The 15,140-nt window shown below is 59.0% G+C and carries 12 protein-coding genes and 1 pseudogene; 11 read left to right on the top strand and 2 right to left on the bottom strand.

What is annotated here, in order from left to right; all coding sequences use genetic code 11:
- Positions 1-950: 950 nt before the first annotated feature.
- The 3 genes and pseudogenes from GSQ95_RS19680 to GSQ95_RS26645 all read left to right on the top strand — a co-directional run bounded on the left by GSQ95_RS19680 (position 951) and on the right by GSQ95_RS26645 (position 1,985).
- A complete protein-coding gene (locus tag GSQ95_RS19680) occupies positions 951-1,220 on the top strand; it encodes an alpha/beta fold hydrolase (protein ID WP_218580219.1) in 270 nt (89 codons plus the stop codon).
- 103 nt (positions 1,221-1,323) lie between these two features.
- Positions 1,324-1,764, top strand: a pseudogene (locus GSQ95_RS27255) (alpha/beta fold hydrolase); the annotation flags it as partial.
- 29 nt (positions 1,765-1,793) lie between these two features.
- Positions 1,794-1,985, top strand: a complete 192-nt coding sequence (locus tag GSQ95_RS26645; RefSeq protein ID WP_256664656.1) for a hypothetical protein — start codon at positions 1,794-1,796, stop codon at positions 1,983-1,985.
- Positions 1,986-2,099: 114 nt separating this feature from the next.
- Here the strand turns inward: GSQ95_RS26645 and GSQ95_RS19670 are convergent, their stop codons facing one another.
- Positions 2,100-2,447 carry a type II toxin-antitoxin system ChpB family toxin gene (locus tag GSQ95_RS19670; RefSeq protein WP_158896954.1) on the bottom strand — a complete coding sequence of 116 codons (348 nt, stop codon included), beginning with the start codon at positions 2,445-2,447 and terminating at the stop codon, positions 2,100-2,102.
- The gene (locus GSQ95_RS19665; RefSeq protein ID WP_158896953.1) at positions 2,444-2,698 is read right to left on the bottom strand and encodes an AbrB/MazE/SpoVT family DNA-binding domain-containing protein; all 255 of its coding nucleotides are present in this window, start codon (positions 2,696-2,698) and stop codon (positions 2,444-2,446) included. The genes GSQ95_RS19670 and GSQ95_RS19665 overlap by 4 nt, the downstream gene beginning before the upstream one ends.
- A 260-nt stretch (positions 2,699-2,958) precedes the next feature.
- On the opposite strand from GSQ95_RS19665, the gene GSQ95_RS19660 reads away from it, so the two are divergent.
- From GSQ95_RS19660 to GSQ95_RS19630, 8 genes are all read left to right on the top strand, one after another.
- Positions 2,959-3,357, top strand: a complete 399-nt coding sequence (locus GSQ95_RS19660; RefSeq protein WP_158896952.1) for a hypothetical protein — start codon at positions 2,959-2,961, stop codon at positions 3,355-3,357.
- Between the two features lie 40 nt (positions 3,358-3,397).
- Positions 3,398-4,054 (top strand): DEAD/DEAH box helicase family protein, encoded by a 657-nt coding sequence (locus GSQ95_RS26640; protein ID WP_256664655.1) that lies wholly within the window; start codon positions 3,398-3,400, stop codon positions 4,052-4,054.
- A gap of 72 nt (positions 4,055-4,126) precedes the next feature.
- On the top strand, positions 4,127-6,061 hold the full coding sequence (locus GSQ95_RS19655; protein WP_256664654.1) for a helicase associated domain-containing protein: 1,935 nt from the start codon (positions 4,127-4,129) through the stop codon (positions 6,059-6,061).
- A gap of 1,054 nt (positions 6,062-7,115) precedes the next feature.
- Positions 7,116-7,745, top strand: a complete 630-nt coding sequence (locus GSQ95_RS19650) for a ParA family protein (RefSeq protein ID WP_178118371.1) — start codon at positions 7,116-7,118, stop codon at positions 7,743-7,745.
- 2,327 nt (positions 7,746-10,072) lie between these two features.
- Positions 10,073-10,936 (top strand): replication initiation protein, encoded by an 864-nt coding sequence (locus GSQ95_RS19645; protein ID WP_158890390.1) that lies wholly within the window; start codon positions 10,073-10,075, stop codon positions 10,934-10,936.
- A gap of 516 nt (positions 10,937-11,452) precedes the next feature.
- Entirely contained in the window at positions 11,453-12,883 is a 1,431-nt protein-coding gene (locus GSQ95_RS19640) for an amidase (RefSeq protein WP_158890392.1), read from the top strand.
- A 235-nt stretch (positions 12,884-13,118) separates the two neighbouring features.
- Positions 13,119-13,877: a DeoR/GlpR family DNA-binding transcription regulator gene (locus GSQ95_RS19635; protein ID WP_158890428.1), complete on the top strand. Its 759-nt coding sequence runs from the start codon at positions 13,119-13,121 to the stop codon at positions 13,875-13,877.
- The gene (locus GSQ95_RS19630) at positions 13,855-15,135 is read left to right on the top strand and encodes a Zn-dependent hydrolase (protein WP_158890394.1); all 1,281 of its coding nucleotides are present in this window, start codon (positions 13,855-13,857) and stop codon (positions 15,133-15,135) included. The genes GSQ95_RS19635 and GSQ95_RS19630 overlap by 23 nt, the downstream gene beginning before the upstream one ends.
- Positions 15,136-15,140 lie beyond the last annotated feature (5 nt).

Genomic DNA, 15,140 nt, shown 5'->3' with positions numbered 1-15,140 from the left:
ATTGCCATCACAGGAACAGGCTAGCAAACACGACTTTTCAGACAAGCCCTAGTAACATGACCTGTCTCCATCGTATGGGTAAGCGTTTCCTGTGAAATAGTGCGCTAGACGTCAAATGCAACGAATTTCATCTTTGCATCACACGTTTTTAACTAACGTGGTCTCTGCTTGCTGCTTGCTGCTTGGGCTCGTCCTGCCCCCAAGGTGTTGAGCCAAGGCCTGTATCGGAATATGGGCCTTTTCTTTTTCTACGCCATGCTCATTCACAATCCTCTTGCCAAAAGCGCTGTATCGGCTTCTAGCGGGAGATTTGATCCTTTGCGTCTTAATTCATTGACAGCATGCAAGATGATCATATTGGTCTGACCAAGATCGTTCATCACTGACCATTCAATAACTCGATAAACCATGGCAGGAACGGAAGGGTCAACCAAGCAGACGAGCCAGCCGTCTGCGCGCCACTCCAGAAAAGATTTTACTGGAGGATCCAGTGCCTCTAGCCGCGCTCTGAGACTATCCATAGCGAACCCCGTGACAGGTGTGCCAATTAGCAGGCTAGACGACAATGAGTAGCACGCAATCAGATGACGCGCGAATTCTATGGCCTGATCTGCTATCCCTTTTATCCTGCAAAGCGGTGAGGCACGCATCGGCGGCTAGGACATCAAGGTCATCGCAGATCCAAATGTCTGATCGACACAGGGAAGCACGGGTCCCGCAGCCAACGGACGCGCTCGATTAAGGCTGGTCGAGAAAGACGGTTTCGGCGATCAGTTGCTGGGCCTAAGGTAGCTATGGGGTCGAAAGACTCCGCTTCTGAGCGGCTGCTTTTGGCCCTGGTCTCAACTGATCTGCGCACACATCTGGATGCCATCCGAGATTTTCTCGCTTTGTGCTTCGCCACGCCGCCAGCGCAGGCGGTGTTCCAGCGCCTGTAAGCCAACGCCTCCATGGCATCCTGGGATATGCAGAGCGCCGTGCAGGGTCAGGATGTGGCGGCCGCCGCCGGATTGGGCCGCGCGCAGGTACCGGTCTGGCTGCTGTCTGGCGAAAAGGACGCCCTCGTACGGCCAGAGCCATCCATCGCCCGGGCCCAGGCGCTGAATCCGCGCGTCACGGTCACGCGCTACGCTGAATTGGGGCACGCGCCGTTCCTAGAAGAGGCCTCGCGCTTCAATCAGGACTTGGCAACCTTCGTCGACCGCGTAGAGAGACGCTAGCCATGACTGTCTCCGATTTCCCTGGTTTCGAGCGGCTCTGCGTGGACACCTCGTAGGCAGCCTCCGCGGTGTAATCGGCGGCCAGCGCCCGGCCGTTCTGCTGTTGCACGGATATCCCCAGACTCACCTCGCCTGGCGCCGCGTTGCCCCGGAGCTTGCCCGGACGTATCGCGTGGTGGTGCCTGATCTGCCGGGCTACAGCGCCAGCCGTCAGCATAACAAGGAGTCTCGCTGGACCAAGCGACGCGTAGCGGCGGCCCTGCTGGAGCTTATGGACGCCCTCGGGCTTAGGACCTTTGCCGTGGTTAGCCATGACCGCGGCGCTCGCGTCGGCTACCGACTGGCGCTGGGCCATCCGGCTCGAGTCGAGCGCTATGCGGCGCTCACCGTGGTGCCCACACCAGAGGTGTGGGAGTCCTTCGACCGAGCGCACGGGCTGGCGAATTTTCACTGGACCTTTCTGGCTCAACCGAGCGACCTGCCCGAGCGCCTTCTGGCGGGCAATCCCGATGCCTTTATCGACCAGGCGCGGCGCGCATGGCGGGTGGGCTTGAATGCGTTGAGCCGCATGCGTTGGCAGCCTATCGCGAGGCCTTTCGCGATCCTGCAGTGCGCCGAGCGATCTGCGAGGACTACCGCGCCGGCGCCGACGAGGACTTGGTGGACGATCTCGCGGACCAGGCTCGGGGCCGGCGTGTGGATTGCCCGCTGCTCATGCTTTGGTCGGCGGCCCAGGTCACCGGCGAGTTGCCTACGGCGATATAGCGCCGGTGGGCGCGGAACGTTCGCGGACAGACCCTACCAGGCGGTCATCTGCAACCGGAGGAATCTCCTACCGAAGTGTTCGCCTCGCTTCCGCCCTTCCTCGGTGAGCATTACCTATTCAAATAACGCCTGAACTCGGGCCAATGCATCGTCCACTACGAAATCCGGCACACCTTCGACGCGCTTGGCGCCACGAGCTTCCAAGTCAGCTGAACGGATCTGGTTGCAAAGGATCACGCCCTGCGTTTCGGTACCGGCACCCGTCAAGGTGACAGCAAAACCTGCATAGCGAGCGAAGTCACCTCCCTGGGTGATGGGAGCAATCACTGCAAGGCCAGTCGCGTTATACGCAGCCGGCGTCAGGATCAGCGCCGGGCGGAAGTCACCTTGCTGTTCACGACCGGCAGTAGGGTTCAGGTTTACGCGCACGATATCGCCGCGACCATACTTCGCTCGCTTCACGCTTCACGTCCCACCGGCTGCATGGCGTTCCAAGCGGCAAGTTCAGCCGGCTCCGACGCGTTCAAATCGCACTTGGCCATGAGTTCCGCAAGCTTGTAATGAGGCTTGGGTTTGGTGGGCTTGAGAGTCAACGCATCAGGCGTCACATCAAGGCTCAGCACATAGCCAACGCTCAAGCTCATTTGCTTGAGCACGGCAGATGGCAAGCGGATCGCCGCACTATTACCCCACTGCTGAATTTTCACTTCCACATGGACCTCCTGACGTATATACACCGTAGATATACCTCAGTGTAGCCCGGGCAGGGAGTAGATACAACGTATCTACGTTACTAGTCTCTGCGACAAAGCTGTCACATCAAGGCTGAGGTCAAACAGCCTATTCACAATGATGTAAACCAAAACCGTCGCTGCCGTGAACAAACAATCCACATCTACCTTGCACTCGGCGCGAGGTACGTACGCGGGGTGGCACCTCTTGGCCCCTGCCGGATCAGTCAGAGACGGACGCCATGCTGAACACGTTCAGTGACCCGCAGATTGGCTCGGCGCTCGGCATCGTCCAGCCCATAGTCAACAAATTGCGTCGGGACTGCGGTATCCCGTCGACTCGCGGCGCCCCGAGCTGGACAGCCAAATTGCAGGCGCTGCTACCACGCTTATCCGATGAGGCCTCGGCAGCCCGCGCCGGCTGCGGCCTGGTGCAGATCCAGGCAATCCGCTGCGGCGAGCAGGTTCTCACGAACAAGACATCCCTCAGGGAGATTGCGGAGCTGCTGGGCGTCTGGTCCGATGAAGACCTGGCGGCGCAGCATGGAGGGACTTCAGCCCGCAAGGCCAGCGCCCGTCAGCGGCGCGGTATCGCCGTGCGCGAGCGAGCGCCTGAAGCACCAGTCGATTCGGTGCGATAATGACCACTCTCCTCCACTACGTCACCGCCGCCTAATACCGATGCAGTTTTCTTCCAGCCTCCTCGCCCCTCACCAGCTCGAAGCCCGCGCCTGCATCCTGGACGGATTCAAGCGGCGCGCCCGGCTGCAGGTGCATATGGCGTGCGGGACGGGAAAGACTCGGCTCGCACAGGGGGTTGCCGCAGCGCTCGGTGCCCGCAGTATCGTCATCTTCCTACCCTCGCTCGCCCTGGTCAGCCAGACGCTGCAGGCCTGGGCGGGCAACGCGGAGTTGGATCTGGAACGCGTGCTGTGCGTCTGCAGCGATGAGAGCGTGGCAACGCTCGACGATGAGCACGAGGTGCTCGAGGATCTGCCGGTTGCGGTCACTACCTCGCCGGAGGAGATCGCGCTGAAGGTCGGTACCCTAGGTCGAGACGTGATCGTACTGTGCACCTATGCCAGTGCCCCTACCCTCGCCCAAGGTCTTCCACCAGGCTTCGCGTTTGACCTAGGGATCCTGGACGAGGCGCACAAAACGGCGGGCGCCGCCGGCCGCCGCAACAGCTTCGCCTTGAACGATCACCCTACCCTGCGGATCAACCGGCGCCTTTTCTTCACCGCGACACCGTTGGCTATCGCCGAAGAGGAGGGTCCGGCTGGGGCGGGGCCGACTCACTCCATGACGGATGAGGCGGTCTTCGGTCCGGTCGCCTAAGAGCTCAGCTACTCCGCCGCCGTCGCCGTAGGCATCATCTGCGATTTCCGCGTCATCATTTCCGTGGAGGAAGTGGACGACGAGCAGCTCGCCGCAGCACTGGATGATGAGGAGCGCCGCTACGCGGTGCACGCCCAGGAGTTGCTGCGGGCTATGACCGACGTCGGCGCCCGCAAAGCCTTCGCTTTTTATTCCCGTATCTCGCAGTCGAAGCGCTTCGCGACGGCGCTGCGTGAAGCCGTCGGCGAGAGCGAGTTCTGGGCCCGTCACATCGACGGCTCTTTCCCCTCATGGCAGCGCCCGCGACTGCTGCTCCAGTACGGCCGGGCCCCGCGCGCGGCGCTGTCCTGTGCTCGCTGCCTAGCTGAAGGGGTGGATGTGCCGGATACTGATCTGGTCGCCTTTATGCATCGTCGGGAAAGTCACGTCTACATCGTCCAGGCGCTGGGCCGCGCAGTGCGCAAGGCACCAGGCAAGCGCTACGGCTATGTGCTTATTCCCCTGCGCCTAAAGCGCAGCTCCAGTGAATCGCTCGTCCAGGCCGTGGCGCGCAGCGACATGTCCACGGTCTGGCGGACCCTGGCGGCGCTCGCCGAGCAAGACGACGCCATGCTCAACGAGGTTCATCGCGCCGCAGTGGACCAGGGCGAAACCGGAAAGGCTGCCTCCCCCGGCTGGTTCAACAAGCTGCACGTCATCGCGCCTTTAGGCCGTCCCGACGCCGGCGACTGGGCCGCTAGCCTCAAAGCTTTGCTTTCGACGGAGCTAGTAGGGCGCATTGCCGGCAGTTGGCCGCGCTATTACGGCCTCCTGCGTGCCTTCGTGGCTGACCGTGGCCATGCCCGGGTGGCCCGAAGCTACCGAACACCCGGTGGGCATACCCTGGGCGCCTGGTGCTCACGCCAGCGTGCGCTTCACCGACTAGGCCGGATAGCGCCCAACCGTGCCGAGCAGCTGGAGGCCGTTGGCTTCGAATTTGATCCGCGCGAGCACGCTTGGGAGCGGGGGTATGAAGCCTTGCGCAGTTACATGGCGGAGACGGGATCGCCCTCCCCTGCCGCTGACGTCGTCAATGCAGACGGCGTTGCCCTGGGCCACTGGTGCAGCGAGCAGCGCAAGGCCTATCGCCTCGGTCGGCTGGCGCCGCGCAAAAAAACGTTGCTTGAAGCGCTGGGCTTCACCCTGAGCCCATTCGATGACGCCTGGGAGAAACGGTATCAGGCGCTCGTGGCGTTCAAGGAGCAGCACGGCCAACTGCGTGTTGCCCAACGCCAAGTGCTCGTCGACGGTACCGACCTGGCGGACTGGTGCCGAAACCAGCGAAGTCGTCAGATCGACCTGTCCAGACGAGATCGGCTGGCCGCCCTTGGCTTCGACTTCGACGCTGGGGTGCTGGATGCCCGCTGGGAAGCCGCCTATGTCGCGCTGAAGGATTTCTGCGCTCAGTATGGCCATGTGAATGTACCGCTCGACTATGTGCTGCCCGATGGGACAGCGCTTGGTACCTGGGTAGGGAATCAGCGTGCGCGCTACCGCGACGGGCAGATGGACCAGCAACGCATTGAGCTTCTGAACCAGCTGGGCTTCGTGTGGGAGGTGTTCGGCGCAGCATTCGACCAAGGCCTGCAGCACCTAGAGAAATTCAAGGCGGAGCATGGCCACTGCGATGTGGCGATTGCATACGTCAGCGTAGATGGTTACAAGCTCGGCAGGTGGTGTTCAAACCAGCGGACACGACTGAAAAGCCGCGCAGGTGATGATGATCACCTACGCCTAGTAGCACTCGGTTTTAGCTTCGATCCCGCTGAAGACGCGTGGCGAGCGTACTTTTCTGAAGTTGTGACGTACATCAATCGCAACCGTAGCACGAGCTTGCCTGCCAAGTACGTGACTGATAGTGGAATGAAAATCGGGGCGTGGGTTTCTCGGCAGCGAACCTTGGCTAGGACCAATAAGCTCTCCTTAGAGAAACGTGAAAAGCTTTTTGCTTTGGGTTTACTCGACTGACCTCGATGCCTAGCTAACTTCCTACTACTAGGACTGCATGATGCTCCTGCCTACAACGGTGCGAATCGGTTCCGTCGTGCCGCAGCTGATACAGGGCAAGCATACCGTCCGGCTCTCCCCCTGCTCAGGGGCAATCGAATGTCCTTTGGCCGGAAGAATTTCAAACCATACGCATCGTGCTTAGCCAAATATATGCTTAAGTGCTTACATGCGTAAGCGCTTACGCATGTAAGCACTTACGTGGATGGTTTGAATTGGTTGCCGCCCAGTTGGCAATGCAGGGAGCCGGCCCGCAATTGCTGCACCAGCGCACGTGCTGAGCTCTATCGTACGTAATTGGTGGACACCAACGCGTGCTCTGCGTGAGCACGCTAATGCGTGCTTAAGCACTTACGCATATGAGTACTTGCGTGCTTCTTAACTGCTCGCTGGCTTTCTTGTCATCAGGACGAGCTTCGGTGCTTGTTATGCTGAACGGTTGAGAGGCTACGCCCTACTTAGGCACGCAGGTAAGCACCCAAGCACCCAAGCACCCAAGCACCCAAGCACCCAAGCACCCAAGCATGTGCGCGACTGGTCTATTTGGCAAGTACTGAGATAGAGACTTTCCTATGGGCGCCCGCGATAGCAGCGCCTCAAACCATCAGCACCAGTACCACTGGAAGCCGCCTCCATCCCACTTACGCTGCCTTGCGTCACCCTCTTCCAACCCGCTGGTTCGTTCACCTCAGGCGCAGAGATACTGGCGCCAGCGCGAGCGCTTAGTTAAGCAAACGCTTAAGTAAGGATCGATGGAAACCGATTCGACAGCATTTCCTTGACCATAGCCACGATCTCGAAACAACGCTCCCGTGTAACCACAATTCAAGTCTAAGCAAATGCTTAACCAAGCACTCGCGTAAGCAGTTACGTGCGTGCTTATCCGCTTGAGAGCATGCGTGTGCACGCATATACTCGGCATCAACGCTCACGCAAATACATGCGCAAGCACTTACGTAAGCAAGTAAGCATCTGCGCACCTAAGCGCGTGGTTACATTCTGAAGGAGGTTCCTGGTGCAGACAGTCGCGATTGCGTCAAGAAAGGGCGGTGTTGGTAAGACCACTACGACCGAGGTCTTGGGAGTGGAGTTGGCCCGCCGCGGAAATCGGGTGATGCTGATAGACACTGATCCGCAGGGCAGCCTTACCGAATGGTGGCAAGAGCGCGAGATCGAAGAGCCGCAGATGTCAAATGTCCCATACGAGAGCTTGGGCGCAGCAATCAGCGTGCTGGAAGGTGAGGGCTATGACTACGTCCTTATCGACACACCTCCTGAGTCCAATGACGTCATCACCGCGACAGTGAAGTTCGCAGATCTTGTGATCATTCCAGTAAAGGCGGGTCCACACGATCTGCGTGCGGTACGGCAGACCCTGACGCTGGTGAAGGACGAAAATAAGCCCTTCGTATTCCTCTTGAACGAAGTGACGCTCAATACAAATATCACCAAAGACGTAATGGTGGCTCTGTCTCAACACGGGAAGCTGTGCCCACCGATGCCTCGTCGCACCATCATGGTTGAAGCGGGGATCGATGGTCGAGTACCCCAAGAGCTACGGCCGAGCTGCTCTGCGTCTCGTGATATCAGAAAGTTGTGCGACTACATACTAGAAGAGCTGAGCAATCAGCAATCACGTGCTTAAGCGCTTGTTTAAGCACTCACGCACTCGTACACTTATTTAAGCATTTGCGGACTAAGGTAGGATCTAATGGCTCGTACTCCTCGAGATCTCGGCTCAATGCTCAAAACCTCTAACGCAGCAGAGCCTGTCACATCTGCAGCATCGTCAGCACCCAGCGTTGCTAAAAGCAACCAGGCTCCCGCGCAACATGCAGGAGAGGAGGTTGCCCCCATGGCAAAGGCTGGCCAAAACAGAACCCTAAGCGTGAAGTGCGACGCTGATCGATACAGAAAGCTTCAGCTGGCGCGTATCGACCTTGGTCTAACTGGTCAGGACATATTCATCGAAGCCTTCGATCTGTGGTGTGAGAAGTACGGGCGGTAGTCAGTGTCCGTTCGTGTATGAAGCCTGGCGTGCTTTGCTGCCTCGCATCCGCCGTTCGGTCTCTCCGACATCGTTCGACTCAACCTTATGTGGTGGCTGTTGGTTTATCCGTTGCGTTCCACATCTGGACCCCGTTTTCTGACTTCTTCTAGAAGGGGTTAGGGATGCTAAGGGCCATTCAATCTCGATCCGACGCTGGATTGACCTTTATGTGCCAGGTACTGGGTACCAGCTAGCTCATAGGGGGTGTCAACGCGTTGGTATGTGAGATGAGCGATGTCAGGTAAACGTATTGCGTGGAGCACCTAGCTAGCTGTGTTAGATAGGCAAGAATGCTTTTTGAAAAGGAAAGTGGATCTCGTCCTTTGCCAACGACGTCTTGCCCCTGTTTTATCCGGTCTGCCTGCCCCATCTGGTTGGGTAGGTATTGCTCTGCTGGAGTGGTGGCTAAACAAAACCTCTTCGGGACGAGGACTGGTGTCTGATTGCAGGTGTAACGAGATCACCGATGCGAGTAGTAGGTAGCCTTTGTGCAGAGGGGAGGGGTTCGTGATATCGAATGGCTTTGTGTGACGACCGTCGGTGACTCGCGGATCTGTCGTCTACTCCTAGGGCATTTAGTCATCTGCCCCGTCCCTTGGCAGCAAATCCGCGGCTTTGGTTCCAGCTGGAAGGTCAAAAGGGTGCTGATGCCTACGGTCGGAGGTGCTCGTCGAGTATCTCCTGATCACATGTAGCTCGGCCTGACTGGCCGCTATCACGCGAGACGTTGGGGTATCCAGAGAGGACTGTCTGTCGCCAAACAGGCGACTGTGCACATGCCGTGATTTGTAGTCGATAGCGGCTCGTTGAGCATCGTGGCGCTTCCTTGTCCACAGAGACCAGCCTTTTAGGAGCTTTTTAAATCTTTATTTCTTGTTTTTATCTTGTTTTTAAGACGCTGAAACCCGCGCCAGGCCTGGCTTCCGTGGGGGGTATCGACTACAGATTCCGGTAATGCGACTAGCCTTTACGGCTGAGCCGACTACGGATTCCGTGTTGATCGACTACAGATTCCGGTAGCAGCGACTACAGATTCTGGCTGTTATCCACTGGTACGTGCTCGTCGATGCTACAGATAGCGGCTGTATATCTGAACAGTGCTAGCACGGTAGCGATTAAAGATGGTTCGGATTCGCCCTCGTCTAAGGCGTTGAATACAGAAAATCCGGATTTATTCCTATAAATCATTGTTTTTAAAGGAAAAATTTCGCTTTTTGGTTGGTCGCGTGTTTTTCCCATGGTGCGCAGATCATCGTAGTCGGACGCAATCAGGTACGCTCGAACTGACACGTCTATTACGTCTTACGACTACATATGGCGGTAACCAACGTCACTGGAAACCTTTACTAACGACTACAAATTACGGCTAGTCCGTCGTCTAACCTGCTGAAACGACTACAAATTACGGTATCTAGCCGATCAGGATTTCGTTAGAACCGAGCTCACGACTACAAATTACGGCATCAAACAGACGTTTTGGCGGCAAAAACGCAGTCAGTTCGCCTGATCGACTACAAATTAGGGCTGTACGCAGGCCGTAAGCCTTCTGACGACTACACATTACGGTATTGAACGACCCAGGCTCAGCGTGGCCTTGCTAGACGTGACGTCCGGCCGGCGCTGCGACTACAGATTACGGTATGGAGACTCTTTCAGTAGTTCTCCCAGCAGTGCGCTACTTCAGCTAGATGTGGATCGACTACAAATTAAGGTACTCGCATGTCCGCTCAGTCAGTGCTTTACTACCTACCACCGCGTCTCGCCGAGACGACTACTACACGATTCTGCCGGAATCGTCTGGGCGGTTGATGGTCGCGCCAAAAGCGCGTTGTACGGGCTTTCGACTCCTTTTTCGCTGGGCCCCGTATCGACTACAGGGGAAAGGAATAGTAGGGTTCGAAGGCTTCTTACCAGGTCTTTACATGTCAAAGGTATCCACCTCCGTTCCAGATCAAGCTGATCCTCGGCCGATCCGGGTAACGAAATCAAACACGCTCATCACTGCCTCGTATCGGCTTACCCTTAACGAGCAGAGGCTGATTTTGGCTGCGATAAGCCAAATTGATCCTCGTAAAGGGATGCCGAAGAAAATTTCGGTTTCGGCCCTGCTGTATTCAGAAATCTATGGTGTGCAGCTTCGTCATGCCTACGAGCAGATGAAGGAGACAGCAGACGTCCTTTTTGAGCGGGAGGTGAAGACGTTCGATGGATCTGCAGTGGAGCGTAAGCGCTGGGTAGATGCTGCGCGTTACATAGCGGGGGAGGGCAGGGTAGAGCTGTCGTTCACAATCCATGTTATGCCGTATCTGTCCCGGCTTCATACCAAGCTCACCAGCTACGATCTGCGGCGCGTGGCCCGTCTCGACTCAAGTCACTCATTTCGGCTTTTCGAGATGCTCATGCAGTTCAAAAAGACCGGATGGGCATACATCGAGATCGAGACGCTCAGGACCGCTTTAGGGCTTTCCGATGCTTACCAGCGGTTTAACAATCTTCGTCAACGTGTGATTGATCCTGCGGTGGAAGAGCTGCGCACCAAGAGTAGATTGGACGTCACTTACGAGTTGAAGCGTGAGGCGAGACGAGTCGTCGCCATCAAATTCATGTTCAAGGATCTCGCTCAGCAGCTACCGCTGAATCTAGGTGATGAAGAGCTTGTACCCTTGACCGAAATTGACCTGCCGGAGGATCCCGGTTTGCTATTGGCGTCCGCCTTCGACGATTTAAGCGAAGACGATCCGAACTTCACCTTTCCTATCGAGGTGGATGAGTCCGGTAGCGCTTAGCTGCACTTTGCATCGAAACGCGCAGCGCCCTATTGCTCCAGGTCCGGCGGTTTCGCAAGAAAACGTAGCCCACTCTGTAGCTCAGAAGGGGGCGAGCTGTGTTGAAAGCTTGTTGCTGCGCGAGTCATTGCCACCGAGTTCGGCGACTGCCCCTGCGGCTTGCAGATCTCGCTGAAGCCCTTCTCGCTATTGATGGCCATAAAAACCCCCACAGCGAATGCGTCGGACTAGTCGGTCGGCCGACGCGAGTCCTAGCTTACCCAAGACGCTAGAACGCAAGCCGTCACCCCTGACGCCTGCCGGGTCAGATGCAGGCCGTAGTATTGCCTCAATCGCCACTTTTCCCCATTGCATAGTGCTGCTACTAAGCACTCCATCGTTACTACCGCCTCCGTGTCAGTCGATGCGTGAATTCCACATATTCCACAAAACCAAATATTCCCCACTTGACCGTGACCGTGCATTCTCTATTCAATGCGGCTCAGACACCTGAACGGCAGAACGGTCCGGAATCCTATGCAAACGCCAGCATCAGAGGTGGCTGTAACCGATGTGATCAGCTCCGCCAAGCGCATTCGCGATGGTCAGCTGACCTCAATCATGCTCGTTCAAGCCTGTCTTGATTCCATAAAAGCCTCTAATCCCACACTCAATGCATTCGGGGACGTCTACGCTGATCATGCCTTGAACGAGGCTCGGCGGTTGGATGCCGAGGCGCGTGAAGGTCGCTTCCAAGGACCACTGCATGGAGTGCCTTTCGGCATCAAGGATCTATTCCATACGGCCGGCCTGCGGACAACGCGTGGTTCGCTAACCGCGCTCGACTATGTGCCGACCATGGATGCACCCATCATCCAGCGCCTCAAGGCGGCGGGTGGGATAGTGCTGGGAAAGACGGCGACCACCGAGTTCGGCTGGACCGGCGCCAGTACCTCGCGAGTATTCGGCGACGGCCGCACACCGTGGAACACGAGTTTGACGAGCGGTGGTTCGAGTTCCGGATCCGCCATCGCCACCGCGGCGTTCATGGTGCCGGCGGCCCTGGGCTCGGATGGGGGCGGTTCGGTACGGATCCCCAGCGCCTTTTGCGGCACCTTCGCCCTGAAAGGTTCCCTTGGTCGGATACCAACCTGGCCGTGGTCGGCGACGGAAATGCTCAGCCATGCGGGGCCCATCACCCGCACCGTGCGTGACAGCGCCTTGCTGTTCGATGTGTTGTCCGGTCCGGATGCGCGGGACCATCAGGCGCTCCCGGCGCCGACGGAGTCCTACCTGACGCGCTGTGACCAGGCGCTACCCCCGCTGCGAGTGGCCTATTGTCCGACGCTATTCGAGACTCCTGTCCACCCGGAGGTAGCGGCTGGCGTGGAAGTGGCAGTGAACTCCCTGGCACGCCAACTACCGATTGAGGTCGAGCGGCTGACCCTGGAATGGCGCGATCCGTTGGCCATCTTCGAGACGCTCTGGGTGGCAGGGCGTGGTATTGCCTATGGCAAGACGCTGGGCGGACGTCTGAGCGAGCTCGATCCCGGCTTCGCCACGCTGATCGAAAAGGCGCGTCAGTACGATCTTGCCGACTACCTGGCGGCGTCCCAGCAACGCGCCGTGTTCGCCAACCAAGTCCATGCGTTGTTCGAGTCCTACGATCTATTGCTGCTGCCGACCTTGCCGATTTTGCCTTTCCCTGCCCACCTGACCGGGCCGGAGCGGGGCTTCGAGGCACCTGGCAGTGGCACTCCTTGGGCGCGCTGGACCCCATTTACCTACCCCTTCAACCTGTCGGGAAATCCCGCAGCAAGCCTGCCATGCGCCTGGAGTACCGACGAGTTGCCCATCGGCCTGCAAGTGGTGGGCCCCCGGCACGCAGATGCCGCGGTCCTGCAATTCTGTGCCGCGGTCGAAGCCTTGCTGCCTTGGGCGCACCGAGTACCGCCCCTGCTGCGTTGACCTGATCCACACGGCGCTCGCCCGCTAAAGAGGCTGGCCCGTTGCACCACGTTGTCATCCTGCCTTTCACCGCGCTACCTGTGAAAGGAAACGTTCCATGGCTTCACCCGCCCTGCTATCTCCTCGCCTGTTCCCGCCGCCCAAGGCCACGGTGAGGATGCGCGCACGCCGCGCGAAATCAGCCGGAGCAGCCCGTTACACTGAGCGCTTCTCTCTTTTGCGGATGACCCCTGACATGCTGAATCAGCCTCGCCTTGATGAAATCCTGCGTCTCATCAACCTGCAGCAACGCGTCAAGGCCGCGGACCTGGCGAAGGCCATGCATGTGTCGAAAGAGACCATCCGGCGTGATCTCAAGCACCTCGAAGAGGTCGGCAAGCTGCGCCGGATCCATGGCGGCGCGGTGCTGCCCAAGCCCAACGAAGAGCAGCCCTTGCAGGTGCGCAGTCGTATCCAGACGCGGGCCAAGACTCGACTGGCGGCCTGTGCGGCGGAGCTGGTCCAGGAAGGCATGGCACTGTTTCTCGATACCGGTACGACGACCCTCTCGCTCGCTCAGCAGCTCACCCGGTTCAAGGCTTTACGGGTGGTGACCAATTCCCTGGACATCGGCCTGATGCTCACTCAGCACAGCGCCAACCAGGTGCTGATGACCCCGGGCGACATCCGCCGCAACGACAACGCCCTAATCGGTCCGCATACCCTGGCGTTCGCCGCAGGCTTTCACTACGACATCGCATTCATGGGAATCGGCGCAGTGGACGCCGAGCTAGGACTCATGGACTACGAGGAGCCCGAGGCGCATCTGCGTCGCACGCTGACGGCGAATTGCCGCCGCAGCGTGATCATGGCGGACGACGCCAAGTTCGGTCACCGCACCTTCATCAATACCCTGCCGTTCTCGGCGGTCGATACGCTGGTCAGCAACCGGCCACCGTCCGCCGAGTTCGTGCGCTGCCTGGAGTCAGCCGATGTCGAGCTCGTTTATCCGTGATCTTCCCGTCGCTGACGCGGCCGACCTCGATGCCTTCGATGCGCTGTTCGCGCAAAGCTCGGCCATCGGCGCCACCGCCAACGGCGGCCTGCATCGCCTCGCCGCATCCGCCGAGGATGGCGCCATGCGCGATGTCTTCAGTGCCTGGCTGCGAGCCCATGGTTTCACCGTGCAGGTCGATGCGGTAGGCAACCTGTTTGGCCTGATGACCTTCGATCCGACAGCGCCCTATGTGCTCTGTGGCTCCCATCTGGATACCCAACCCAAGGCCGGTCGTTTCGACGGCGTCTATGGCGTGGTCGCCGGCGCGGTCGCCATCGCCAGCATCGCACGCCAACTCGAAGCGCGTGGTGAAACGCCGGCCTTCAATCTCGCCGTGGTGAACTGGACCAACGAAGAGGGCGCCCGCTTTCAGCCTAGTCTCCTTGGCAGCAGCGTCTTCATTGGGAGGCTCTCGGTCGACGAGGCCTGGGCCAGCCGCGATGGCGCCGGGGTGACGCTGGGCGAGGCCCTAGGGCAGATCGGCTATCGCGGTGAGGCGATGCTGGACGTCCCCGTTGCCGCCTACCTGGAAATGCATGTCGAGCAGGGCGTTCAGTTGGAAGACCAGGGTCTTGCCATTGGCGTGGTACGGCACACCTGGGCCGCCTTAAAATGGCGGATACGTTTCGACGGCGAGCAGAATCACACCGGTCCGGCGCCCATGGCGGTGCGCCGCGATGCTCTCCTGGCCGCAGCCGAGGCCATCGTGGCGGTCAGGGCCGAGGCCGAGCGGCATGGCCTGGACATGCACACATCGGTCGGTCGCATGGAGCTGGAGCCAAACTCCCCCAACGTAGTGCCGGCACTGACGCGACTTTGGGTGGAATTCCGCTCGCCGTCCATGGCGCTGCTGGCGGAGGCCGAAGAGCGCTTCCGCGCCACACTCGACTCTATCGCTGCCTGTACTGGGACCACCTTCACGATCGAAAGCGAGCAACTGCGCCCACCCAGTCATTTGCACGCCGGGCTGAGCGATCTGGCGCGGCTGACCTGTGCGGCGCTGGGCGTGCCCGCTGGCGATAGCGCCACCGTTGCTGGCCACGACGCCATCAGCCTGGGGCATCGCTATCCCGCGGCTCTGTTGTTCGTACCCAGCCAGGGCGGTCTCTCGCACAACGAAGCGGAATTCTCGGCCACCTCCGATCTGCACCAAGGATTACGCGTCCTCACAGCCTTGCTGTATCGCACCTGTTGCCAACCTGAGCTGTACCTCTGAGGCGC

The sequence above is a fragment of the Pseudomonas sp. BAV 4579 genome (assembly GCF_009765395.1).
GTDB classification, from domain to species: domain Bacteria; phylum Pseudomonadota; class Gammaproteobacteria; order Pseudomonadales; family Pseudomonadaceae; genus Chryseomonas; species Chryseomonas aestiva.
Note: the sequence above shows the minus strand (reverse complement) of the source record. Positions and strands in the feature narration are given on the sequence as shown.

What these genes read in the sequence shown, in the direction of transcription:
- GSQ95_RS19640 (WP_158890392.1), top strand. Translation starts at nt 11,453, where the DNA reads ATGCAAACGCCAGCATCAGAGGTGGCTGTAACCGATGTGATCAGCTCC.
- GSQ95_RS19660 (WP_158896952.1), top strand. Translation starts at nt 2,959, where the DNA reads ATGCTGAACACGTTCAGTGACCCGCAGATTGGCTCGGCGCTCGGCATC.
- GSQ95_RS19635 (WP_158890428.1), top strand. Translation starts at nt 13,119, where the DNA reads ATGCTGAATCAGCCTCGCCTTGATGAAATCCTGCGTCTCATCAACCTG.
- GSQ95_RS19645 (WP_158890390.1), top strand. Translation starts at nt 10,073, where the DNA reads ATGTCAAAGGTATCCACCTCCGTTCCAGATCAAGCTGATCCTCGGCCG.
- GSQ95_RS19630 (WP_158890394.1), top strand. Translation starts at nt 13,855, where the DNA reads ATGTCGAGCTCGTTTATCCGTGATCTTCCCGTCGCTGACGCGGCCGAC.
- GSQ95_RS26640 (WP_256664655.1), top strand. Translation starts at nt 3,398, where the DNA reads ATGCAGTTTTCTTCCAGCCTCCTCGCCCCTCACCAGCTCGAAGCCCGC.
- GSQ95_RS19680 (WP_218580219.1), top strand. Translation starts at nt 951, where the DNA reads ATGGCATCCTGGGATATGCAGAGCGCCGTGCAGGGTCAGGATGTGGCG.